Consider the following 21,385-nt stretch of genomic DNA (forward strand, 5'->3'; position numbering starts at 1 on the left):
ATCATGCGAGAAGGGTTGACGATGTCAACCAACCTCCTATCATCCAAAAAGCTCGACCTGTCAATCCGCGTTCGAAGTGACGAACATGGATTCATCCAGTCACTTCCCGCCGCACGAACGACCACATGAACACCGGACCGCACAGGGAGGACCACAGTCATGGATCTGTCATGCCCTCATCAATCACTCCCCGGTCGCGACGCACTGGCCGCCACGACCGACCCGGTGAACGCCAAGTTCCTTCCTCTGAGCGCAGCCTCCCGCGCCACCGCCGCACCCTTCGCCTCGGCCCGGGGTGCTCCCGCGCCGGCGGTCGGCGGCGCGGTCCGCTGCCTGCGGTTCGAGCTGTCGACGTCCTGATCCCATCCGACCGATCGAACAGCGCAACCCCCCACCCCGCCGTACGAGGAGAACCATGAACCCGCTGAAACGGCTCGGCCGTCGCCGAGCCTCCGTGTTACCTCTGCTGATCGCGGCCGCGCTGGTGACACCCGCCGCTGCGACCGCCGCGCCCGACGCCGTACGCGCCTCCACCCTGGGCGCCCAAGCCGCCCAGTCGGGACGGTACTTCGGGGCCGCTGTGGCCGCCGGAAGGCTCGGCGACGGCACGTACTCCGCGATCCTGGACCGCGAGTTCAACTCGGTCACCCCCGAGAACGAGATGAAGTGGGACACCACCGAGCGGTCTCGCGGCTCGTTCAACTTCGGCCCCGCCGACCAGATCGTCAACCGTGCGACGGCGCGCGGTCAGCGGGTACGCGGCCACACCCTGGTCTGGCACTCCCAACTGCCCTCCTGGGTCAGCTCCATCGGGGACGCCAACACCCTGCGCAGCGTGATGAACAACCACATCACGACCGTGATGAACCACTACAAGGGCAAGGTCTTCGCCTGGGACGTGGTCAACGAGGCCTTCGCGGACGGCGGCAGCGGCCAGCACCGGTCCTCGGTGTTCCAGAACCTGCTCGGCGACGGCTTCATCGAGCAGGCCTTCCGCACCGCACGGTCGGCCGACGCGTCGGCCAAGCTCTGCTACAACGACTACAACATCGAGAACTGGAGCGACGCCAAAACGCAGGGCGTCTACCGCATGGTGCGCGACTTCAAGGCGCGCGGTGTGCCCATCGACTGTGTCGGCTTCCAGTCCCACTTCGGCACCGGGGGCCCGCCGTCGAGCTTCCAGAGCACGCTGTCGAACTTCGCGGCCCTCGGCGTGGACGTCCAGATCACCGAGCTGGACATCGCACAGGCGCCGACGGCGGCGTACGCGAACACGGTGCGGGCCTGCATGAACGTGGCGCGCTGCACCGGCATCACCGTGTGGGGCATCCGTGACAGCGACTCCTGGCGCTCCGGGGAGAACCCGTTGCTGTTCGACCGCAACGGCAACAAGAAGGCCGCCTACGCGTCCGCGCTGACCGCGCTGGGCGGCACACCCGCGGCACGGAGCGCGACCGCTGCACCGTCCGCCGCCGCCCTGCCCTCCAGTTTCTCCTGGAGTTCCAGCGGGGCCCTGATCGCGCCGAAGCCGGACTCGACGCACAACATCGCGGGCCTCAAGGATCCGACGGTCGTCTACTACAACGGCAAGTACCACGTGTTCGCGAGCACCGCGAGCGCCGCCGGGTACAACCTCGTGTACCTGAACTTCTCCGACTGGTCGCAGGCGGGTTCGGCCACGCATCACTACCTGGACCGCACCGCCATCGGGACCGGGTACCGGGCAGCGCCGCAGGTCTTCTACAACACCCAGCAGCGCCTGTGGTACCTCGTCTACCAGACAGGCAACGCGTCGTACTCGACCAACGCCGACATCAGCAACCCGAACGGGTGGAGCGCACCGCGCAACTTCTACTCGTCGATGCCGGACATCATCAAGCAGAACATCGGCAACGGCTACTGGGTCGACATGTGGGTGATCTGCGACAGCGCCAACTGTTATCTGTTCTCCTCCGACGACAACGGACACCTGTACCGCTCGCAGACGACCGTCGGCCAGTTCCCGGGCGGGTTCACCAACACCGTCATCGCGGCACAGGACACCAAGTACAACCTGTTCGAGGCGAGCAATGTCTACAAGGTGCAGGGCGCCAACCAGTACCTCCTGATCGTCGAGGCGATCGGCTCGGACGGCAGGCGCTACTTCCGCTCCTGGACCTCGGGCAGCCTCGCCGGTTCCTGGACGCCCCTCGCCGCGACCGAGAGCAACCCGTTCGCGCGGGCGAACAAGGTGTCCTTCCCCTCCGGCGCCTGGACCAAGGACATCAGCCACGGTGAGATGATCCGCGCGGGGTACGACCAGACACTGACCATCCCCAACTGCCGTCTGCAGTACCTGTATCAGGGTCTGAACCCCAATGCGACCGGCGACTACAACAGTCTGCCGTGGCGGCTCGGACTGCTCACCCAGACCAACTCGACCTGCTGACCGGCACGGGCCGATCCCGTACGGGCAAGCGATAGCGAAAGGGACGCGTCGCCTCGGGCAGTGACAAAGCGGCACCACCGATCAACTCGGTGGTGCCGCTGCCTGCTGAGTCAACGCCTCCCGCGCCCCCTCGCTACCGGAGCGAGGCAGAGCGCATCCACATCGTCGACCGGCTGCGACACAAGGCATCCGTCGGCAGCAGTCCCCACGCACGCAGAGGTGCATCGACACGGCGCCCGCCCAGGTGAGTTGGAGCCGCTGCGAACAGCAGTGAGCACCGTCCCCGGGCCGGACAGCCGCCCTTCGTGGCGTACGCGCCGGGCCTCCAGGAGTGACCGGCAATCCGGGGAGGCGTGACTCAGTCCCGCTTTGAAGCGGCAGACGTCGAAGCGGCAGACGTCGAAGCGGCAGACGTTAAAGGGGGAGGAAAGTCTCCCTGCCATGGGCGTTGCCGATGGTGCAAGACTTCCCGTGTGGCCAGTCGCCCGTTGCCAGGGCGCACGGTTGTCCGGTTCCCCGCGGTGACGACGAGCCAGTCTCCCGCCCCGTTGTTTGAGCAGGGCCGATCCGTCCGCACTACAAAGGCGTACGCATGTCCACTGAACTCCCTGAGTCTGTCGTTCCCTCCCCCACCGGATCCAGCGAGTCCTCTCCGGCGCCCAGTCGGCGCACCTTCATCGCCACCAGTACCGCGGTCGGTGGCGCGGTCGTCGCAGGGGGCGTGATCGCAGGGCCCTCCCTGGTCGGCCCGCACGAGGCGAGGGCCGCCGAAGGGCCGCCCTCCAGCAGGGTCTCCCTGACGGTCAACGGCACGCGGCGGACGGTGACGGTCGACAACCGCACCTCGCTGCTGGACCTGTTGCGTGAGCACCTGGGGCTGACGGGCTCCAAGAAGGGCTGCAACGCCGGGGCCTGCGGCGCGTGCACCGTGCTGGTCAGCGGCCACCGTGTCAACGCCTGCCTGACGCTTGCGGTGCGGCTGGAGGGCGCCGAGGTCACCACGATCGAGGGCCTGGCCGACGGCGACGAACTCCACCCGCTGCAGCAGGCGTTCATCGACCAGGACGCCTTCCAGTGCGGTTACTGCACGCCGGGGCAGATCGTCTCCGGTGTCGGCTGCATCCGGGAGGGCCACACCGGTTCCCCGAAGGAGATCCGGGAGTCGATGAGCGGCAACATCTGCCGGTGCGGCTGCTACGTCAAGATCGTGCGCGCGGTCGAGCAGACCACGGGCCGGAAGTAAGGAGCGGCCACCATGCATCCCTTCACCTACACCCGCGTCTCCGACACCCGTGAGGCCGTCGATGCGGGCAGGCACGGTGGTCGCTACATCGCCGGGGGCACCACCCTGGTCGACCTGATGCGGGAGACCGTCGAACGACCCGACGCCCTCGTCGACATCACCGGTCTGCCACTGCGTGAGGTCACCGTCACCGAGCGCGGCGGACTGCGCATCGGCGCCCTGGTGACCATGTCCGGGGCCGCCGCCCACCCGAAGGTGCGCGCCCTGTACCCCGTCGTCGCCGAGGCGCTGGAGCTGAGTGCCTCGGCCCAGCTGCGGAACATGGCGACCATCGGCGGCAACATCATGCAGCGCACCCGCTGCACCTACTTCCGGGACGTGAGCGCCCCCTGCAACAAGCGTGAGCCCGGCTCCGGGTGCGCCGCACTGCACGGCTACAACCGCAGCCACGCAATCCTCGGCACCTCCGACCACTGCGCGGCCACCCACCCCTCCGACGTCGCCGTGGCCTTCGCGGCACTGGAGGCGCGCGTACACCTGCTGGGCCCGGACGGGGAGCGGCGCGTTCCCTTCGCGGATTTCCTGCTGCGACCGGGCACCACCCCCAGCCGCGAACAGGCTCTGCGACAGGGCGAGTTGATCACGGCGGTGGAGACAGCGGCCTTTCCGCGTCCGCTCAAGTCCGGCTATCTGAAGGTGCGCGACCGGCAGTCCTACGAGTTCGCCCTGACCTCGGCCGCTGTGGCGATGCATGTGCGCGGCGGGGTGATCCGCGAGGCGAAGGTCGCGGCGGGCGGTGTGGGCACCGTGCCGTGGAGGCTGCCTGCAGTCGAGCAGCACCTCATCGGTGAGCGCCCTTCGACGTCCCTGTGGGCAGCGGCAGCGGCGCGCGCCACCGACCACGCCCGGCCCCTGCGGCACAACCGCTTCAAGGTCGAGCTGCTGAGGCGAACCGTCGAGCGCCAGCTGCGCATCGTAGGAGGTACCAAGTGAGCCCCCAGCCGCAGGCAGCCGTGGGCGCGCCGCTGTCCCGGGTGGACGGCCGGCTGAAGGTCACCGGCAGGGCCGTGTACGCCGCCGAGCACGACATCGACGGTGCCGTGCACGCCGTCATCGTCGACGCGAGCGTCGGCCGCGGACGCATCACGTCCATCGACACCCGCGACGCCGAGTCCCAGCCGGGCGTACTGCGGGTGGTCCACCACCGCAACGCACCGAAGTTGCCGTACCGCGACAACGCCGGGTCCAACAACCCGGCCGGGCGGCGGCTGCGGGTCTTCCAGGACGACCAGGTGCGCTTCCACGGCCAGCCGGTCGCCGTCGTGATCGCCACCACCCTGGAGGCCGCACAGCACGGCGCGAGCCTGGTCGAGGTCGGCTACGACGCCGAGCAGCCCTCCACCGACCTCTCCGAGGCCCAGCCCGACGAGGCGACCCGCTACGCCCGCGGCGACGCCGAGGCCGGCCTGCGCGACGCCGCCGTACGCCTGGACCTGACCTACCGCACGGCGCGCAACCACCACAACCCGATGGAGCCGCACGCCACCATCGCCCGCTGGGATGGCAACGCGCTCACCGTGTGGGACAAGACCCAGTGGGTGGTGGGCACGCAGACGGAACTCGCGGCGGTGTTCGGTCTGGAGTCGGACGCGGTGCGCGTCATCTCCCCGTTCGTCGGGGGCGGTTTCGGCACGGCACTGCGCTGCTGGCCGCACGTGGTGGTGGCCGCGCTGGCCGCCCGCGAGACGGAGCGGCCGGTCAAGCTCGTGCTCAGCCGTAAGCAGATGTACCTCGGCACCGGATTCCGGCCCTCGTACGAGTACCGCCTGCGACTGGGCAGCGACCGGCGTGGCCGGCTGTCGGCCGCGGTCCACGAGCTGGACGCCGAGACGTCGTCGTACGAGACGTTCACCGAAGGCGTTCTCGCGGCCGGGCAGATGCTCTACAGCATGCCCAACGTGAGCCAGGCGTACCGGACGGTGCCCCTGGACCTGCCCACCCCGCTGTACATGCGCGGCCCCGGCTTTCAGACCGCCTCCTTCGTCATCGAGTCGGCCATGGACGAGCTCGCGCACCGGCTCGGCGTCGATCCGATCGAGCTGCGCCGCCGCAACGAGCCGGCCGGGGACGAGTCGACGGGCCTGCCTTTCTCCACCCGTCGGCTGCATGAGTGCTACGCCGTGGGCGCCCGCGAGTTCGGCTGGCACCGCCGCAGCCCCGAACCCCGCTCGACGCGCGAGGGGGACTGGCTGATCGGCAGGGGCATGGCCGCGGGCGTCTACGACACCGCGCGCATGCCGGCCCGGGCCCGGGCCCGCCTGGACGCGGACGGCACAGCGGTGGTCGAGGCCGCCGCCACCGACATGGGGCCGGGCACCTACACCTCCCAGACCCAGGTCGCCGCGGACGCGCTCGGACTGACCGTGCGCACGGTGACGTTCCGGCTCGGGGACTCCCTCTACCCGCCGACCCCACCGCACGGCGGCTCCATGACCATGGCCAGCGTCGGTTCCGCCACTCTCGACGCCTGCAACCAGGTTCGCCGTCAGGCGATCAAGCTGGCCGTGGAGGACCGTGCCTCGCCACTGCACGGGGTGCCTGCCCACGACGTGGTGGTCCGGGGCGGCCGACTGCACGTGAAGGACGACCCCACGCGCGGGGAGACGTACCGGCGCCTGCTCACCCGCAATGACCGCACCCACCTCGCGGCGGACGGCTCGTTCGCCCCGCCGTCCGGACCCGAACGGCACTCCTTCTACGGTTACAACGCGACCTTCGCCGAAGTGGCGGTGGACGCGGCCCTCGGCCTGATCCGGGTGCGGCGAATCCTGGGTGTGTACGACGCGGGGCGCATCATCAGCCCCAAGCTCGCCGACAGCCAGGCACTCGGCGGCATGGTCGGCGGCATCGGAACGGCCCTGCTGGAGCACACCGTCACCGACCACCGCGACGGGCGGATCGTCAACGCCAACCTCGCCGACTACCTCGTACCCGTCAACGCCGATGTTCCCGACCTCAAGGCGATCTACCTCGACGGTGAGGACCGCGAGGCCGACCCGCTCGGCGTCAAGGGCCTCGGTGAACTCGTGATGATCGGTGTGGCGCCCGCCATCGCCAACGCGGTGTTCAACGCCACCGGCCGACGTGTCCGCGAACTGCCCATCACCGCCGAGGCATTGCTCTGATCCCGAGTGCTTCGGGCCGGTGGAGTGCATACCACGTCCGGCGGCGGCCCCGTCCCGCCGCCGGGCTTCCCAGGGCCGCCGCCGCTCGACGTTTCCCCGGCGTCGCGGCGGCGGCCCGCACCCCTGCCGATCCTGGTCACCCTGTGGAGAGCCGCCCATGCTGAACATCGCGGACACCCTGCACCTCTGGTGCGGCGAAGCCCGCCCCTTCGCCCTGGCCACCGTTGTCGGCGTGCACGGCAGCGCGCCCCTGCCGATCGGCACCTCGGTGGCGGTGGACGCCGACGGCAACGCGGTCGGCAGCATCTCCGGCGGCTGCGTGGAGGGCGCCGTCTACGAACTGTGCCGCCAGGTGCTGCATGACCGGGGAGCCGCACAGCGGGCCTGGTTCGGCTACTCGGACGACGACGCCTTCGCCGTCGGCCTCACCTGCGGCGGCGAACTGGACGTCCTTGTCCAGCGCATCGACCCGGCGGCCCAGCCGCACCTCGCCGCAGCCCTGCGCGACATCGTCCAGGGGCGTCCGGTCGCGGTGGCGCAGGTCGTGGACGGCCCGGAGTGCCTCATCGGCTCCACGTTGAGCGTGCTCGGCGATGGCCACGCGACCTACGGAAGTGTGAGCAGCGGCCCCGTGGACCGGGTGGTGGCCGACCGGGCCAAAGCCCAGCTGCGGGCCGGCCGGACCACCCGTGTGGACATCGGCGGGGCCGGCGACGGCTGCCCCGAGCGGTTGTCCGTGCTCGTCCATGTGTCAGCCGCCCGCCCCCGCATGCTCATCTTCGGCGCGATCGACTTCGCGGCCGCGCTCAGCCGGGCCGGCCGGTTCCTGGGCTACCGGGTCACGGTCTGCGACGCCCGTCCCGTCTTCGCCACGCCCGCACGCTTCCCGCACGCGGACGAAGTGGTCGTCGACTGGCCCCACCGGTACCTGGAACACACCGAGGTGGACGCGCGTACCGCCGTATGCGTCCTCACCCACGACGCCAAGTTCGACATCCCTCTGCTGCGCCTTGCCCTCGGCCTGCCCGTCGCCTACGTGGGCGCGATGGGCTCCCGGCGTACGCACGACGAGCGCCTGCGCCTCCTGCGCGAATCCGGCACGTCCGCCGGACAACTGGCCCGGTTGCGCTCCCCGATCGGCCTCGATCTCGGCGCCCGCACCCCCGAGGAGACGGCCGTCTCCATCGCCGCGGAGATCATCGCCCAGGCCAACCAGGGCACGGGCCGTCCCCTGGCCCGGATCACCGGCCGGATCCACCGTCCGATCCGGCCAAGACAGTCGGTCCTGACCGATTGAGCGAGGGCTCGACGGAAGAGGAACCCATCCCCCTGAAGCCTCTTCGCCGGAGGGCGTGATCGGCCACCCAGAACGGCGAGACATTCCATGTTTAGCAGGTCCAGATCCACAAGAAACCATAGCCAATCGGGTCAACTACCCTCCAGCGAAACCACTTTCATCCCTGCACGCTGGTTGACATCGCAGGGAGACATGACAGACCTTCATGCGTAACAAGCGACACATCACGCACGGCAGCCAAGCCCGCCCGTGCTGTTCGTGATCCCCTGCCCCCACGCACCTGGGATGTCTCCATGTCGAGTTCGATCAGCAGACGCCACTTCCTGGCCGGTGCCACCTACGTGGCCGCCGCAGCCGTCGCCGGCGGTGTGTTCGGCGCCGGGATTGCCCAGGCGGCGCCCAGCACGTACACGCCCGACTGGAACTCGGTCGACCAGCACCCGCCGACTCCGGAGTGGTTCCAGGACGCCAAGTTCGGGATCTACTTCCACTGGGGTGTCTTCAGCGTCCCCGCCTTCGGCAACGAGTGGTACCCGCGCAACATGTACCGGGTCGGCGACACCGCCAACCAGCACCACATCGCGACCTACGGCCAGCCGTCGGCGTGGCCGTACCACAACTTCATCAACGGGGCGCAGGACCTGGCGGGCAACACCGTCAAGTTCGCCCCGAAACTGAAGTCGGCAGGCGGGAAGTTCGACCCCGACGAGTGGGTGCAGCTGTTCGTCGACGCCGGCGCCAGGTTCGCCGGCCCGGTGGCCGAGCACCATGACGGATTCTCCATGTGGGACAGCCAGGTCAACGAGTGGAACTCGGTGAAGAAGGGCCCCGGCCTCGACCTGCTGCGGCTGTTCTCCACGGCCATCCGCGCCAAGGGCCTGAAACTGCTGGTGGCCATGCACCACGCGTACAACTTCACCGGGTTCTACGAGTTCGCCCCCGCTCAGAGCGACCCCAGCCTCAAGAAGCTCTACGGACAACTGGGTTCGGCCGCGCAGAACCAGCTCTGGTTCGACAAGCTCAAGGAAGTCATCGACCGCGCTCAGCCCGACATCCTGTGGCAGGACTTCAATCTGGTCGCCGTCGACGAGACGCAGCGCCTCAACTTCCTTTCGTACTACTACAACCAGGCCAACAGTTGGGGCCGTGAGGTCGTCTCCACCTACAAGGACGGCCTGAACGGCAAGGGCGAGGTCTTCGACTACGAACGGGGCGGCCCGGCCGATCTCACCACCCCGTACTGGCTGACCGACGACAGCATCTCCAGCAGCAGCTGGTGCTACACCCAGGGCATCGGCTACTACACCATCCAGCAGATGCTGCACTCGTTCATCGACCGGGTCAGCAAGAACGGCAACATGCTGCTGAACATCGCGCCGATGGCCGACGGCACCATCCCCCAGGCGCAGAAGGACGTCCTGCTCGGCATGGGCGACCATCTGAAGCGCTTCGGCGAGTCGGTGTACTCGACGCGCGCCTGGACGGCGTACGGCGAGGGCCCGACGAAGATGGGCGGCGGCGCCTTCACCAACCCGACCGCCGGGACTCCCCAGGACATCCGCTTCACCCGCAGCAAAACCGGTGACGTTCTGTACGCCACCGTCCTGGGCTGGCCCGGCAGTTCCCTGACCATCAAGACCCTCGGCTCGGACCGGATCAACCTCTCCTCGCTGACCTCGGTCAAGCTCCTCGGCACCACCGCCGGCACCTACATCGATCTGCCCACTCCGGCTCAGAACTCCTCCGGCCTCACCATCGCCCTGCCGTCGTCGGCGCCGTACAACGCCAACGCCTACGTGCTGAAGCTCGCCTTCTCCGGCGCGATCCCGGACCTGCGGCCGCTCGCCGGAGCCGTCGCCTTCACGGACGTCAACTACACCGGCAAGGCGGCCGTGTTCACCCTCGGCGACTACACCTCGGCCGACCTCACCGCGGCCGGACCGGGCCCCCGCACCCTCTCCTCCCTCCGGCCGGCCCCCGGCTACCAGGTGGTCGGCTACTCCGGCGACAACTTCACCGGCACCTCCTGGACCTTCACCGCCGACAACCCCGACCTCAGAGTCACCGGCAACAACGACCAGATCGCCTCGCTCAGGGTCCAGTTCAACCCCGCCACCTACTTCCGGATCACCAACGCCACCAACGGCCTCGCCCTGGACGGTGGCGGCGACGTCGCCTCCGGATCCAACCTCAAGCAGTGGTCCTGGGACGGCAGTTCCAACCTCCAGTGGCATGCGGAGGCCGTCGCGGGCGGCTACTACAGGCTGGTCAACCGCACGAACGGCATGGTCGCCGACGGCTGGGGCGACACCGCCGACGGTTCCGCCGCCAGACAGGCGCCCTGGAACGGCGGCACCAACCAGCAGTGGACCATCACCCACCGGGACGGCGACCGCTGTTCGATCGCCAACCGCACCACCGGCCTGGTCCTCGACGGCGGCGGCAACGTCAACTCCGGCTCCATCACCAAACAGTGGACCTACGGCAGCAGCACCAACCTGCTGTGGACCTTCACCGCGCTGTGACAAGAACACGGCCGCACCGATCGACGGGACCCTGCGGACGCGACCTAGCGGGAACGCCTGCGGCGCCGCAGGACGAGGATCGTGCCGGCCAGCAGGGCGGCCCCGATCGCCGCGGTGGTGACGAGTGCCGTGTGATCCGTGCCGGTGGCGGGCTGTGTGCCGAAGGTGAAGGTGACGGTGTCGTTCGAGGTGTGCGGGTCGTGGAGGGGGATGCCGGCCGGGCCAGGGCGTACGGTCACCGTGCCCTTGGCGCCGTCGTAGTCCTTGTCCGTCTTCACCGACAGCCCGAACTCCTGACTCCCGCCGACCGCGATGCCGTACGGCACGGTGCACACGTAACGCCGGTGTCCCGCCTCGAAAGGCGCCGTTCCGGTGTCGCCGTTCCGGAGGAGGCAGGGGCCGTACACGCTGTCCTCCGACTCCGCGTGTCTGTAGTCGGTCGCGACCGTGTGCTTCGGCAGGACGACGTCGACCACGGCGACGGACTCGTGGTCGGTCCCGTACACGGAGGCCGGGCCGTGGTTCACGGCGTCGAGGGCCAGCGTCCATTCACCCGCCCCGGCGGCGCGCTTCGCGGTGGCCGTGGCCGCCAGATCCGCGGAGTTGTCGGCCGAGACACCGACTTGGCCCTGCGTGCCACGCTCGAACCCGTCTCCGGCCCCGGACGCGGGCACCAGCGTGAGCGCCGGACCGGTGCCCGGCTCGGGGCCCGTGCCGGGCCGCTCGCCGGGCTTCAGGAACTCGACCCAGTAGTGGGTCACGCTGGTCATGACGTGCTCGCCGACCGTGGCGGTCAGTGGACTGCTCAGCTCCACTGTGGCGCCCGCCGCCACGGGGGCCTTGAACACGCAGGTGACGGACGTCCGGCCGTCGGGCGCGACGAGGTCGGAGCCGACGCTGTAGCCGCAGTTGGAGAACTTCCGGTCGAAGGCCAGACCGCCCGCCGACTCCCAGCGCAGCACGACGCGCCGGTCGGTGGCCAGGTCGCCGGTGTTGCGGAGCCGGAGCGGTAGGCGGATCCGGGACCCGGGACTGACGTGCGTCATGGCGGGCACTTTGCCGACGACCAGCTCGGGGATGCCGACGATCACCTTCGCCCGCGCGGTTGCGTGGGTCCCGCGGCCGGCGGAGGCGGTGTACAGAATCGTGCCGGTGGCACCGAGGGCTGCGCCCGTCTTCGCCTGCACGGTGAAGTCCAGGTTCGTCGGCTGGGAGGTGTCCTGGTTGGCGCAGGAGAAGACCCGCCCGTGGGCCGTGCACCTCGGGTCGGCGACCACCACGCGTGCGATGCCTGCCAGGCCTCGGGCATCGATGACGAGCGTCAGGTCCGCGGGCGCGGGCAGATCCACCGCGGGGTCGGAGAAACCCCAGACTACGTGGACCGTCTGGGCGGCCGATCCCACGTTGAGCTGCTTGTCAGCCTCGATCGTCGTGCGGCCCTTCGTGGGAAGGGGAGACGGATCGACGGCCACGGCGGTCGCGCCGGACGCCAGGACGAGCAGCACGGCGGCGAGCGCCGCCCCGAACGCCGTGTGGTGGGAAGTCATGCACGTTTCGATGCGCGAGCCCTCCCGAAGGTTGCCCGCGCACGGCGTCCGGGTCGCCTCCTCGCCGTCGGACCCGCGCCGTCAAGTCCACCGGCCGGGCTCCATGTTGAACGGCGAGCTGGTCGATGTGGTGGTGGGCCGGCTGAAGACCGGCGCACACCCGCCTTCAGCCCCGCCGCCTGGCCGGGCCCTGCTGGTTCCGCCGCCGGTAGTCGCCCGGTGGGGTGCCGTACGCGGTCTTGAAGGCCCGGCTGAAGTCCGCCGCACACGTGAAGCCCCACCGTGCCCCCACCGCGTGGACGGGCAGCTCGGCGAGGCGGGGGTCCAGGAGATCGCGGCGGCAACGCTCCAGTCTGCGGTGCCGGATCCACTCGCTCACCGTCGTCCCCTGGGGCAGAAAGAGCCGGTGCAACTGGCGTACGGAAATGTGGTGTGCGGCGGCGACGAGGGAGGGTGACAGCTGCGCGGTGCCGAGCCGGCGTTCGATGAAGGCATTGATACTGACCAGCAGCGCGCGCTGACGGCTCTCGGGCGGGACCGCGTTACCTGTCTCCGTGCGATGAGCCAGCACCGCCGTGGCAAGGTCCAGGACCACCGTGCCCAGCCGTACGGTGTCCTGCGGGCGGTATGACTCCGACTCGGCGACCATGCGTACCAACAACTGCGCAAGGAGCCCCCCGAGCCCCGAATCCCCGGCCATCGGCGCCGCAAGCAGCCGGTCGACCTTCGCCCGTGGCAGGGGCAGCGCGGTTCTCGGTATGCCCACGGTGATCGTCTCGACCGCGCCCCTGTCAGGCAGCATCCAGGACTCGTACGGGTGCGAGGAGTCGTTCAGCACGAGGTCCCCCACCTCCGGTGCGACCTCGAGCCCGCCTTGCGCCATGGTCCGCTGTCCCTGCAGTGTCACGGCCAGCTGGTACTGATCCGGATCGAGCCTGCGCACATGCACCGGCGTGCGCAGCACCCGCAGCGCCGGAAGCCTCAGCGTCGCCACATGCACCGGTCCGGCCTGCAACACCCTGGCCACGCCGTGGAAGTCGGCGGCTTGATCGCTGCTGACCACCGACGGCAGATACGACTGGGTGATCATCTCGCGCCAGCGGTCGAATCTCTCGCCCGGCGGCCACTCGTCACTGCTGTACACCGTTTCGAACACGTGCAGCACCCCCGTGGGCCGACATTCTGGCCCTCTGTTCGACCTTGTGGTGAGGCACATTCCGGCCTGGCGCGCAGTGCCAACCAGCCGTCGCTGGCTGATAACGCCCCCACGCACCGCCACGCCATAACGTCAGCCCGGCAAACGACCGTTCGACTGTTCGTGAGTGAGAGGGGACCTGCGTGTTGCGCAACGTTTCACACCGCCGTCCGCTGCGGCTGTTCGTGTCCGTCCTGACCACCGGCCTGATGATGTTCGGCATGACCGTGGCCGTCGCACCGTCGGCCTCAGCGGCAGCCTGTACCACCTGGAACCCCAGCGCGAACGGCGAGGGGGCCGGAAGCATCACCATATCCACCCACCTCAAGAACAGCGACTACTCCGGATGCGACAACCTCGCCTCGATCTCGGCCGGCGAGTGGGTATGGGTCCGCTGTCTCAAGTGGAACAGCGCCACCTCGCACTGGTGGGTGTACCTCCGGACCGACGTGGGCTCGCACTACGGCTGGACGTCGTTGGACAACTTCAACACCGTCGCCTATGACGACGACGGCGACGGCGCCGTCGAGTACGCCTATTGCTGATACCGCATCAGGCAACGCGCCTTCCTGACCGTCTTGCGTAGGCGTTCACACGACCACGTGGTGAACCGATGACGGACCCCGTACGGCCGGGTGCATGCCTCCCGCCGACGGGGTCTCCGTCTTGCGACCCGACCCCCATGTCCGAGTGACGATCCACGCAAGGGCCCCCTCGAATGCAGGCCGGTGCGAAGACGGCTTCGGTCACATCGTGGAAAGCCGCACCATGGGCCTGCGAACCGGGTTCAACGCTGAGCCGTGCGAGGACCGTTGTACTGCTGCGCGGTGACCGGCTCGGCCCAGGTGGTCTCGGCGGTGCCGTCGCCCGTGCCCTCCCACATGGCGAGGTGCTCCATGAACCGGTCGGGGGTGGCGCCGTGCCAGTGTTCCTCGCCGGGCGGGCAGGCGACGGTCTGGCCGGGGTGGGCTTCGAGGATCGTGCCTTCGCGGGTGCCGATCAGAGCTGTCCCGGAGACGACGTGCAGGGTCTGGCCCAGGGCGTGGGAGTGCCAGTTGGTGTGGGCGCCCGGTGCGAAGCGGACCATGTTGGCGCGTATCCGGGACGGCTCCTGGCCGGCCACGATGACGTCCCACCACACGTCGCCGGTGAACCAGTCCGCGGGCGCCTTGCTGCTGGGCTGCTGCTCGATGAACTCCATGGGCGCTGCTCCCTCTCGTTTCGTGTGTCTTTAGCGGGCGACGTAGCCGCCGTCGACGGGGAGGGCCACACCGACGACGAAGCTTGCGCCGGGACTGCACAGCCACACGACCGCCTGGGCGATCTCCTCGGCGGTGCCGAGGCGGTTGATGGGCTGGTTGGCCTCGGCCTCGGCACGGTCGAGTTCTCCCTTGGCGATCATGTCGCTGACCATGGGGGTGTCAATGGTGCCGGGGCAGACGGCGTTGACGCGGATGCCGCGTGGGGCGTACTCGAGGGCCGCGCTCGTGGTCAGGCCGATCACGCCGTGCTTGGAGGCATGGTAGGAGGCGCGGCCGGGGAGGCCGACGAGTCCGCCCAGGGAGGAGCAGTTGACGATGGCTCCGCTGCCCTGGGCCCGCATGTGCCGCAGCTCGTGCTTCATGCAGGCCCACACGCCCCGCAGGTTGATGGCGTTGACCCGGTCGAACCGGTCGGCGGGTTCGTCGGCCGCGTCGCTGGCCGGGATCTGTATGCCCGCGTTGTTGTAGGCCATGTCGAGACGGCCGAGGGTCGCGACCGTTCCGTCGACCGCGGCGGCGACCTGGTCCTCGTCGGTGACGTCGCAGGTGAGGGCGAGGACGCGGTGGCCTGCCTCGGTGAGCTCCTTCGCGGCTGTGTTCAGGGCGGCTTCGTCGACGTCGGTGAGGGCGACGGCGGCACCCGAGGCGGCGAAGGCCCGTGCGGTCGCCAGGCCCATGCCGGAGCCGGCTCCGGTGACGAGGGCGACCTGGCCGGTGAAGTCGTAGCGGGGGTTCATGTCGGGGCATTCCTCTCGGAAGGTGTTCGGGCTGTGCCGTCAGCGAGGAGCGGGCGTTTCGGACGGCTCGTCGGCCGGTGAGCGGACGGCGGTTGTGCGCTGCGCCACGATCCGCGGCTTCCGCGCAGGGCCGCGGACCACCAGGGCGGCCAGCGGGAGCAGGGTGAGGGCCGCGATCACGGTTCCCACCAGGGGTGGCCCGGTCAGGCCGAGCGAGGAGTTCAGGGCGGTACCCGCGAGCGCGGACCCGGCGGCGATCCCGGTGTTGAACGCTGAGGTGGTCAAGGAGGAGGTCAGCGTGGGGGCGTGGCCGGCGAAGCGGACGGCGAGCGCGGTGACGATCGGGTTGACCGTGAATCCGGTCAGCCCCATGAGGAAGACCAGCGCAATGACGGCAACCGGGTTGGCGGACAGCGGGATCATCAGGAGAAGCACCAGTGCCGTGGCCGCGGCGGCGGTGAGGGTGGTGGCCATGGGGTGTCGGTCGCCCAGGCGGCCGCCGATGGTGGTGCCGCCCAGGGCGCCGACCCCGAAGGCGATGAGGACCAGCGGTACAGCGCCCTCGGGGATGCCGGCGCGGTCGGTCAGCAGCGGGGTGATGTAGCTGTAGGTCGCCAGGACGCCGCCCATGATCAGCATGGCGGCGCTCAGCGCCAGCCACAGCCGGCCTTGGCGCAGGGCCCTGAGTTCGGCGCGCGGGGAGACGTGGGGGCGCTGGTCCCGTGCGGGGATGAAACGGCCGATGAAGACGGCGGCGAGGGCTGAGAGCACGGCCAGGGCCCAGAAGGGGCCGCGCCAGCCGATGAACTGGCCGACGAAGGAGCCGACGGGCACTCCGATGACGTTGGCGAGGGTCAGGCCGCCGATCATGAGGCCCATGGCGCGGGCGGAGGCCGCGGGGCCCGCGGCGGCGGTGGCGATGACCGCGCCGACGGACCAGAACGCGCCTGTGGCCAGGGCGGTGATGACCCGGGCGGCCAGGACGACGGTGAAGGAGGTGCTGAGGGCGGCCACGACGTGTCCGAGGGAGAACACGGCCAGGGCCAGGGTCAGTGTCCGGCGCTGGGGCAGGCGCAGAGTGGCCAGGGCCATGGTCGGCGATCCGATGATCATGCCGATGGCGAAAGCGGTGATCAGCAGGCCGGCTCGGGAGGTACTGACGCCGAGGTCGGTGGACAGCTCCGGCAGCAGTCCGGCGATGACGAACTCGGTGGTTCCCATCAGGAACGTGCCGGCCGCGAGCACCCAGACGACGGTGGGGAGCTTGGGGAGGGTGGTCCCGGATGCGGAGGGCATGCGTGTTCTGGCTCCTTGAGCGGTGCGGGTCGGGCGAGCGGTATCGGGTTCGGGTTCGGGTCAGGAGGCTGTTTCGATCGTGACCTTGTCGGCGGTGGCGAGACGTGCGATGCCGGTTTCCGCCACCCGGCCGAGGATGACCAGGCCGGCGGCGGGTTCGGGGGCGCCGTCGCGGTAGAAGACGGCCAGGTTGCCCCAGGGGGCGTAGTAGGCGAGGTCTCCGGCCCTGCCTGCGGCGGCCTCCGGCGCGCCGGACGTGGACAGCCCCCGGGGCAGGTCGGCGATCCGCTCCGTGCGGTGGAAGTCGCTCAGGTTCAGGGTGAGCGGGAGGAGGGTGGCGAAGTCGCGCGCGGTGGCGCTGCCGTTCAAGGTGGCGTCGGTCTGGCGGCCGTCGACGGTGAGGCGGATGTTCATGGAGGTGGTCCTGCCGGGATTGGGGGGTGCCGGGGCTGACGTCGTTGTCCGCGCCGGGGACTTCGGGGGTGCGGAGGACTGCGGGGTGTCGTGGGCGCAGGCGGCAACGGTCAGCAGCAGCGCGGTGGCCGTGACGGCGCGGCCCAGGGCGGAGCGGGCGGCCGGGGTCATGGGATCGTCCCGGGGTTCAGTTGGGCAGGGGCTCGGCGTAGTGGCGGAAGCCGTCACGCTCGGTGTGGAGGGTGTACAGACGCTCGGCCAGGACGGTGGGGCTGCTGTGTTCGGCATCGGGCCGGATCGCTCCGGGGATGATCAGCTGGGCGGCGTGGATGTTCTCGGCCGCGAGTGTGTCGTGCAGCATGCGGGCGTAGGCGCTCTCGGCGGCGAAGGCGACGGAGGTCCCGGCGACGTTCGGGTTGGGACGCACGGCGCTGGCTCCGTTGACGAACAGCAGGGTGCCGCGGCCGAGGGCGCGCATGCCGGGCAAAACGGCGTTCACCGCGGCGACGGGTGCCTTGACGGAGAAGGAGAGGGGGGCGTCGAGGTCGTCGGCCCCGGTGTCGAGGACCGGCTTCATGAAGTCGGCGCGCGGCACGGGGCTGAACTGGAGAATCTCGATGGGCCCCAGGGTGGCCGCGGCCGCGTGCAGGGCCGTGGTCAGGGACTCGATGTCGAGGACGTCGGCGGTGAAGCCGCCGGCCTGGACGCCGTCGCGGGCCAGTTCAGCCACGAGGCCGTCCAGGTGTTCCGCGCCGCGGGAGATGAGGGCGACGGTGTGGCCGGCGGATCCGAAACGGCGGGCGGTTGCCAGCCCGAGGCCCGGGCCGGCGCCGATGAGGGCGAAGGTGGTCACGGTCAGTCGACTCCTTGGCAGGCGGGCGGTTCCGTACCGGGCATGGTGTCCGGCGTCGGAGAGTGGACGGTGTGAGGTGCGGTCAGGGTGTGAGGAGGGTTTTGATGGCGCGTCGCTCGTCCATCGCCTTGTAACCCTCGGCGACCTGCTCCAGGGGGAGGGTGAGGTCGAAGACCCTGCCCGGGTTGATGCGGCCCGTCAGGACGCGGTCGATCAGGTCGGGCAGGTAGGCGCGTACGGGCGCGGGACCGCCACGCAGGCCGACGTGCGAGAAGAACAGCTCCTGGCCGTCCACGGCGACGTCGTGGGGCACACCTACGAAGCCGACGTTGCCGCCGGGCCGGGTGGAGTGCAGGGCCTGCCGCATGGACTCGGGGGTGCCGACGCACTCCAGGACGGAGTCGGCGCCGATGCCACCGGTGAGGTCCTTGACGCGGGCGATGCCTTCGTCACCGCGTTCGCCGACGATGTCGGTCGCGCCGAACTCCAGGGCGAGCTTCTGGCGGGAGGCGTGGCGGCTCATCGCGATGATCCGCTCGGCGCCCAGTTCCCTGGCGGCGATGACTCCGCAGAGCCCTACCGCGCCGTCGCCGACGACAACGGCAGTCGAGCCCGGCTTGACCTCGGCGGCAACGGCCGCGTACCAGCCGGTGCCCATCACATCGGAGACGGCGAGCAGGCTGGGCACGGACTCGTCGTCCGGGTGCTCGTCGGTGGCGACCAGGGTTCCCTGGGCGTTGGGGATACGGACGTACTCGGCCTGACAGGTACTCATGAACTCGCGGCGCACGCAGTTGGACTGCCAGCCGTTGCGGCAGTTCGCACAGGTGTTGTCCGAGGTCGCGAACGAGCCGACCACGAACTGTCCCGGCCTTACATCGGTGACCTCGCTGCCGACCTCCTCCACCACACCGACGTACTCGTGACCCATCGGGTGAGGTTCGTCGACCGGCTCCGCCCCGCGATAGGGCCACAGGTCCGACCCGCACACGCACGTGGCGACCGTACGGATCACCGCATCGGTCGACTGGAGAATCTTGGGGTCGGCGAGTTCCTCGAAACGCACATCGCCGGGAGAGTGGATGACTGCTCCGCGCATGATGGTGCCTCCTGCGATGGGGGAAATCTGGTCACCATCGACACTCACACGCGGCGGCTCGCAGCAAAAGCGGAGGGATTCATCCTGGGAGGGGAACATCCTGGGAGAGAATTCTCCCCCTTTCCCGGAGTGCCATCAGTGCCATGCTGGGCAGCATGAGCAGCAACGTACCCCTCAATGAGCTGGGGGAATTTCTCAAAACGCGCCGCTCGGAGCTGAGCCCGCGCACGGTCGGACTGCCGGAGACAGGCGGGCCCCGCCGGGTGGCCGGGCTACGCCGTGAGGAGGTCGCCCAGCTCGCCTCGATCAGCACCGACTACTACACCCGACTCGAGCAGGGCCGTATGGAGGCGTCCGCTCCCGTTCTGGACACCCTGGCCCGCGTCCTCCACCTCGACGACGACGAGCGCGGCTATCTGTTCCAGCTCGCCGGCAAGACCACCACCCGCACCCGGCGCCGCGGCAGGCAGAAGGTCCAGCCGCAACTGCAACGCGTCCTGGACGACCTCACCGCCACCCCCGCCATCGTGCAGGGCCGGCGCGGGGACATCCTGGCCTGGAACGCCCTGGCCGCGGCCCTGGTCACGGACTTCTCCCGCGTCCCGGAGAAGCACCGCAACTACCCGCGGATCATCTTCACGGACCCGGCCATGCGCAACCTGTACGCCGACTGGGAGACGTCCGCTCGGATCGCAGTGGCGCAGCTGCGGATGGAGGCCGCGAAGTATCCGGAGGACCCCCGCCTGATCGAACTGGTCGGTGAACTCTCCACCCGTGAACAGCAGTTCGCCCAGTGGTGGGGCGCCCACAGGGTCGCCGCCCGCACGGTGGGGACCAAGACCCTCAGCCACCCGGTCGTCGGCGAACTCGTCCTGGACTGGGACACCCTCACCGCCAACACCGACCCCGACCAGCACCTGACCGTCTGGACGGCCGCTCCCGGCTCCCCCACCCATGAACGCCTGCGCATCCTCGCCTCCTGGGCCGCCGACCAGCACCTGTCCGCGTCGCAGCCACTGTCCTGAGTCGTCGGCCGTGATTGTCGGACGCCGGACACCGGTACCACCTGCAGCTCCGGAACGAACGCTCACCGCGTCACCGGTGTGAACCACAGCACCGGCCGCTCGGCATGGCGTGCCGGTCGCCGCGGCGGCCTTTGTCTCGCCAGGCCCTGCATGTGCCCGGAACTATGGCTTCCACCACAGCGGATGTGGTCTTGTACTGGTGAGATCACCGAATGCTCGGTTTCCTCATCCGTCTCCTGCCTTTCTGGGTCCGCGAACCCCTGCTCATCGCGATCGGGTCCGTCCTGGGCGTACGCATCTTCTATCTCGGCGTTCACGATCACGATCTGGTCGCGGCCGGTCTCGGCGTGGTGTTCCTCGTGTTCACCGCCATACGCGTCCACGGGGTGATCCGGGCCCTGCGCGAACGCCGGAACCCGAGTCCGGCTGCCCCCGCGGACGGAGGAGCGGTCGAGGGCGCCGCCAAGGCACCGGCACTGGTCCCGGCTCAGGCACCGTCTCCGGCTCCGGCTCCGGCTCCGGCTCCGATCCAGGCCAAAGTCGTTCCGCCTCCCGGTCCAGCCCCCGTGCAGAAGGAGCCCAATGCGTGGGGCCAGGCCTTCGCAGCTTTGGCATTGTTCGGAGCACTCGGGGGTGCCTTGTGGGTGGCCCCACACGTGATGCCGGCGGCCGATGACAACACCCCGCAGCCCGCCTCCTGTTCGAGCGGAGAACGGGAGGAGCTGCCGAAGGCCTACAAGAAGACGCCCCGTCCCGTGACCGGTGACGAGCTGTGCGAAGTGCTCAACCGGCCGGACCTGGCCCAGCTCCTCGGAACACCCGGAGAGACCGCATCCACTGCTTTCGGCACCAACAGCACCGCTCCCCTGACTGACAAGAAGGTCGCCCAGCCGGAGGCCGAGGTCAGGTTCGACACGTACACCGTGCATGTCTCGGCCACGTACGACAAGCTGACCACCGCCCAGTACGTGAAGCTGATGCAGTACGGGAACGAGACAGGCGTCAAGACACTCAAGGTGCTCGGTCGGCCCGCGGTCTACTCCTCGGACCACACCATGAAACTGGAGATCGATCTCGGGAGTACCGGATCCAGCGGGCCCGTCGAACAAGGCCCCCTCGCAAGGACTTTGACCGTGGCCCTCGCTCCCGATGACCGGGGCGGCTCCTACGACTTCACGGTGTGGAGCACGTCCGGAGCACTCCCGCAGGACAGTGTTCTCCTCGGGATTGCGGAGAAGGTCCTCCCGGCGATCCCCGAACGGTCTGTCCGATAGGACGT

Annotated in this window: 18 protein-coding genes; 10 read left to right on the plus strand and 8 right to left on the minus strand. The window is 69.5% G+C overall.

From position 1 onward, the window contains the following. Nucleotides 1-225: 225 nt before the first annotated feature. The 7 genes from OHT57_RS02710 (at nucleotide 226) to OHT57_RS02740 (ending at nucleotide 10,678) form a co-directional block, all read left to right on the plus strand. Nucleotides 226-360 carry a hypothetical protein gene (locus tag OHT57_RS02710; protein WP_328744223.1) on the plus strand — a complete coding sequence of 45 codons (135 nt, stop codon included), beginning with the start codon at nucleotides 226-228 and terminating at the stop codon, nucleotides 358-360. A 55-nt stretch (nucleotides 361-415) separates the two neighbouring features. Further along, nucleotides 416-2,428 carry a non-reducing end alpha-L-arabinofuranosidase family hydrolase gene (locus OHT57_RS02715; protein ID WP_328744224.1) on the plus strand — a complete coding sequence of 671 codons (2,013 nt, stop codon included), beginning with the start codon at nucleotides 416-418 and terminating at the stop codon, nucleotides 2,426-2,428. 592 nt (nucleotides 2,429-3,020) lie between these two features. After that, the gene (locus OHT57_RS02720) at nucleotides 3,021-3,671 is read left to right on the plus strand and encodes a (2Fe-2S)-binding protein (protein WP_328744225.1); all 651 of its coding nucleotides are present in this window, start codon (nucleotides 3,021-3,023) and stop codon (nucleotides 3,669-3,671) included. 12 nt (nucleotides 3,672-3,683) lie between these two features. Continuing rightward, complete coding sequence (locus OHT57_RS02725) at nucleotides 3,684-4,664, plus strand: FAD binding domain-containing protein (protein WP_328744226.1); 981 nt, start codon at nucleotides 3,684-3,686, stop codon at nucleotides 4,662-4,664. Continuing rightward, entirely contained in the window at nucleotides 4,661-6,856 is a 2,196-nt protein-coding gene (locus OHT57_RS02730) for a xanthine dehydrogenase family protein molybdopterin-binding subunit (protein WP_328744227.1), read from the plus strand. The genes OHT57_RS02725 and OHT57_RS02730 overlap by 4 nt, the downstream gene beginning before the upstream one ends. Before the next feature lie 157 nt (nucleotides 6,857-7,013). Beyond that, a complete protein-coding gene (locus OHT57_RS02735) occupies nucleotides 7,014-8,153 on the plus strand; it encodes an XdhC/CoxI family protein (protein ID WP_328744228.1) in 1,140 nt (379 codons plus the stop codon). A gap of 293 nt (nucleotides 8,154-8,446) precedes the next feature. Then, nucleotides 8,447-10,678: an alpha-L-fucosidase gene (locus OHT57_RS02740; RefSeq protein ID WP_328744229.1), complete on the plus strand. Its 2,232-nt coding sequence runs from the start codon at nucleotides 8,447-8,449 to the stop codon at nucleotides 10,676-10,678. Between the two features lie 44 nt (nucleotides 10,679-10,722). On the opposite strand, the gene OHT57_RS02745 is transcribed toward OHT57_RS02740, so the two are convergent. Further along, nucleotides 10,723-12,225: an LPXTG cell wall anchor domain-containing protein gene (locus OHT57_RS02745; protein ID WP_328744231.1), complete on the minus strand. Its 1,503-nt coding sequence runs from the start codon at nucleotides 12,223-12,225 to the stop codon at nucleotides 10,723-10,725. 166 nt (nucleotides 12,226-12,391) lie between these two features. Then, nucleotides 12,392-13,381 (minus strand): helix-turn-helix domain-containing protein, encoded by a 990-nt coding sequence (locus tag OHT57_RS02750; protein ID WP_328744232.1) that lies wholly within the window; start codon nucleotides 13,379-13,381, stop codon nucleotides 12,392-12,394. 182 nt (nucleotides 13,382-13,563) lie between these two features. On the opposite strand from OHT57_RS02750, the gene OHT57_RS02755 reads away from it, so the two are divergent. Beyond that, nucleotides 13,564-13,965: a hypothetical protein gene (locus OHT57_RS02755; protein WP_328744233.1), complete on the plus strand. Its 402-nt coding sequence runs from the start codon at nucleotides 13,564-13,566 to the stop codon at nucleotides 13,963-13,965. A 242-nt stretch (nucleotides 13,966-14,207) separates the two neighbouring features. Here OHT57_RS02755 and OHT57_RS02760 read toward each other — a convergent pair whose 3' ends face one another. From OHT57_RS02760 to OHT57_RS02785, 6 genes are all read right to left on the minus strand, one after another. Then, on the minus strand, nucleotides 14,208-14,621 hold the full coding sequence (locus OHT57_RS02760) for a (R)-mandelonitrile lyase (protein ID WP_328744234.1): 414 nt from the start codon (nucleotides 14,619-14,621) through the stop codon (nucleotides 14,208-14,210). 30 nt (nucleotides 14,622-14,651) lie between these two features. Then, on the minus strand, nucleotides 14,652-15,419 hold the full coding sequence (locus OHT57_RS02765; protein WP_328744235.1) for a glucose 1-dehydrogenase: 768 nt from the start codon (nucleotides 15,417-15,419) through the stop codon (nucleotides 14,652-14,654). Nucleotides 15,420-15,458: 39 nt separating this feature from the next. After that, complete coding sequence (locus OHT57_RS02770; RefSeq protein ID WP_328744236.1) at nucleotides 15,459-16,715, minus strand: MFS transporter; 1,257 nt, start codon at nucleotides 16,713-16,715, stop codon at nucleotides 15,459-15,461. A 60-nt stretch (nucleotides 16,716-16,775) separates the two neighbouring features. Continuing rightward, entirely contained in the window at nucleotides 16,776-17,300 is a 525-nt protein-coding gene (locus OHT57_RS02775) for a cyclophilin-like fold protein (RefSeq protein ID WP_328744237.1), read from the minus strand. A 16-nt stretch (nucleotides 17,301-17,316) separates the two neighbouring features. Further along, nucleotides 17,317-17,982, minus strand: a complete 666-nt coding sequence (locus tag OHT57_RS02780) for an SDR family NAD(P)-dependent oxidoreductase (protein ID WP_328744238.1) — start codon at nucleotides 17,980-17,982, stop codon at nucleotides 17,317-17,319. An 82-nt stretch (nucleotides 17,983-18,064) separates the two neighbouring features. Continuing rightward, nucleotides 18,065-19,081 (minus strand): zinc-dependent alcohol dehydrogenase family protein, encoded by a 1,017-nt coding sequence (locus tag OHT57_RS02785; RefSeq protein WP_328744239.1) that lies wholly within the window; start codon nucleotides 19,079-19,081, stop codon nucleotides 18,065-18,067. Nucleotides 19,082-19,236: 155 nt separating this feature from the next. Here OHT57_RS02785 and OHT57_RS02790 point away from each other — a divergent pair, with 155 nt between their 5' ends. Both OHT57_RS02790 and OHT57_RS02795 read left to right on the plus strand, forming a co-directional pair. After that, nucleotides 19,237-20,106 (plus strand): helix-turn-helix domain-containing protein, encoded by an 870-nt coding sequence (locus tag OHT57_RS02790; RefSeq protein ID WP_443053415.1) that lies wholly within the window; start codon nucleotides 19,237-19,239, stop codon nucleotides 20,104-20,106. 212 nt (nucleotides 20,107-20,318) lie between these two features. Beyond that, nucleotides 20,319-21,380, plus strand: coding sequence for a DUF6215 domain-containing protein (locus OHT57_RS02795; RefSeq protein ID WP_328744242.1), 1,062 nt, complete (start codon nucleotides 20,319-20,321; stop codon nucleotides 21,378-21,380). Nucleotides 21,381-21,385 lie beyond the last annotated feature (5 nt).

The sequence above is a fragment of the Streptomyces sp. NBC_00285 genome (assembly GCF_036174265.1).
Lineage (GTDB): Bacteria > Actinomycetota > Actinomycetes > Streptomycetales > Streptomycetaceae > Streptomyces.

What these genes read in the sequence shown, in the direction of transcription:
- OHT57_RS02715 (WP_328744224.1), top strand. Translation starts at nt 416, where the DNA reads ATGAACCCGCTGAAACGGCTCGGCCGTCGCCGAGCCTCCGTGTTACCT.
- OHT57_RS02720 (WP_328744225.1), top strand. Translation starts at nt 3,021, where the DNA reads ATGTCCACTGAACTCCCTGAGTCTGTCGTTCCCTCCCCCACCGGATCC.
- OHT57_RS02725 (WP_328744226.1), top strand. Translation starts at nt 3,684, where the DNA reads ATGCATCCCTTCACCTACACCCGCGTCTCCGACACCCGTGAGGCCGTC.
- OHT57_RS02735 (WP_328744228.1), top strand. Translation starts at nt 7,014, where the DNA reads ATGCTGAACATCGCGGACACCCTGCACCTCTGGTGCGGCGAAGCCCGC.
- OHT57_RS02740 (WP_328744229.1), top strand. Translation starts at nt 8,447, where the DNA reads ATGTCGAGTTCGATCAGCAGACGCCACTTCCTGGCCGGTGCCACCTAC.
- OHT57_RS02745 (WP_328744231.1), bottom strand. Translation starts at nt 12,225, where the DNA reads ATGACTTCCCACCACACGGCGTTCGGGGCGGCGCTCGCCGCCGTGCTG.
- OHT57_RS02760 (WP_328744234.1), bottom strand. Translation starts at nt 14,621, where the DNA reads ATGGAGTTCATCGAGCAGCAGCCCAGCAGCAAGGCGCCCGCGGACTGG.
- OHT57_RS02765 (WP_328744235.1), bottom strand. Translation starts at nt 15,419, where the DNA reads ATGAACCCCCGCTACGACTTCACCGGCCAGGTCGCCCTCGTCACCGGA.
- OHT57_RS02770 (WP_328744236.1), bottom strand. Translation starts at nt 16,715, where the DNA reads ATGCCCTCCGCATCCGGGACCACCCTCCCCAAGCTCCCCACCGTCGTC.
- OHT57_RS02775 (WP_328744237.1), bottom strand. Translation starts at nt 17,300, where the DNA reads ATGACCCCGGCCGCCCGCTCCGCCCTGGGCCGCGCCGTCACGGCCACC.
- OHT57_RS02785 (WP_328744239.1), bottom strand. Translation starts at nt 19,081, where the DNA reads ATGCGCGGAGCAGTCATCCACTCTCCCGGCGATGTGCGTTTCGAGGAA.
- OHT57_RS02790 (WP_443053415.1), top strand. Translation starts at nt 19,237, where the DNA reads ATGAGCAGCAACGTACCCCTCAATGAGCTGGGGGAATTTCTCAAAACG.
- OHT57_RS02795 (WP_328744242.1), top strand. Translation starts at nt 20,319, where the DNA reads ATGCTCGGTTTCCTCATCCGTCTCCTGCCTTTCTGGGTCCGCGAACCC.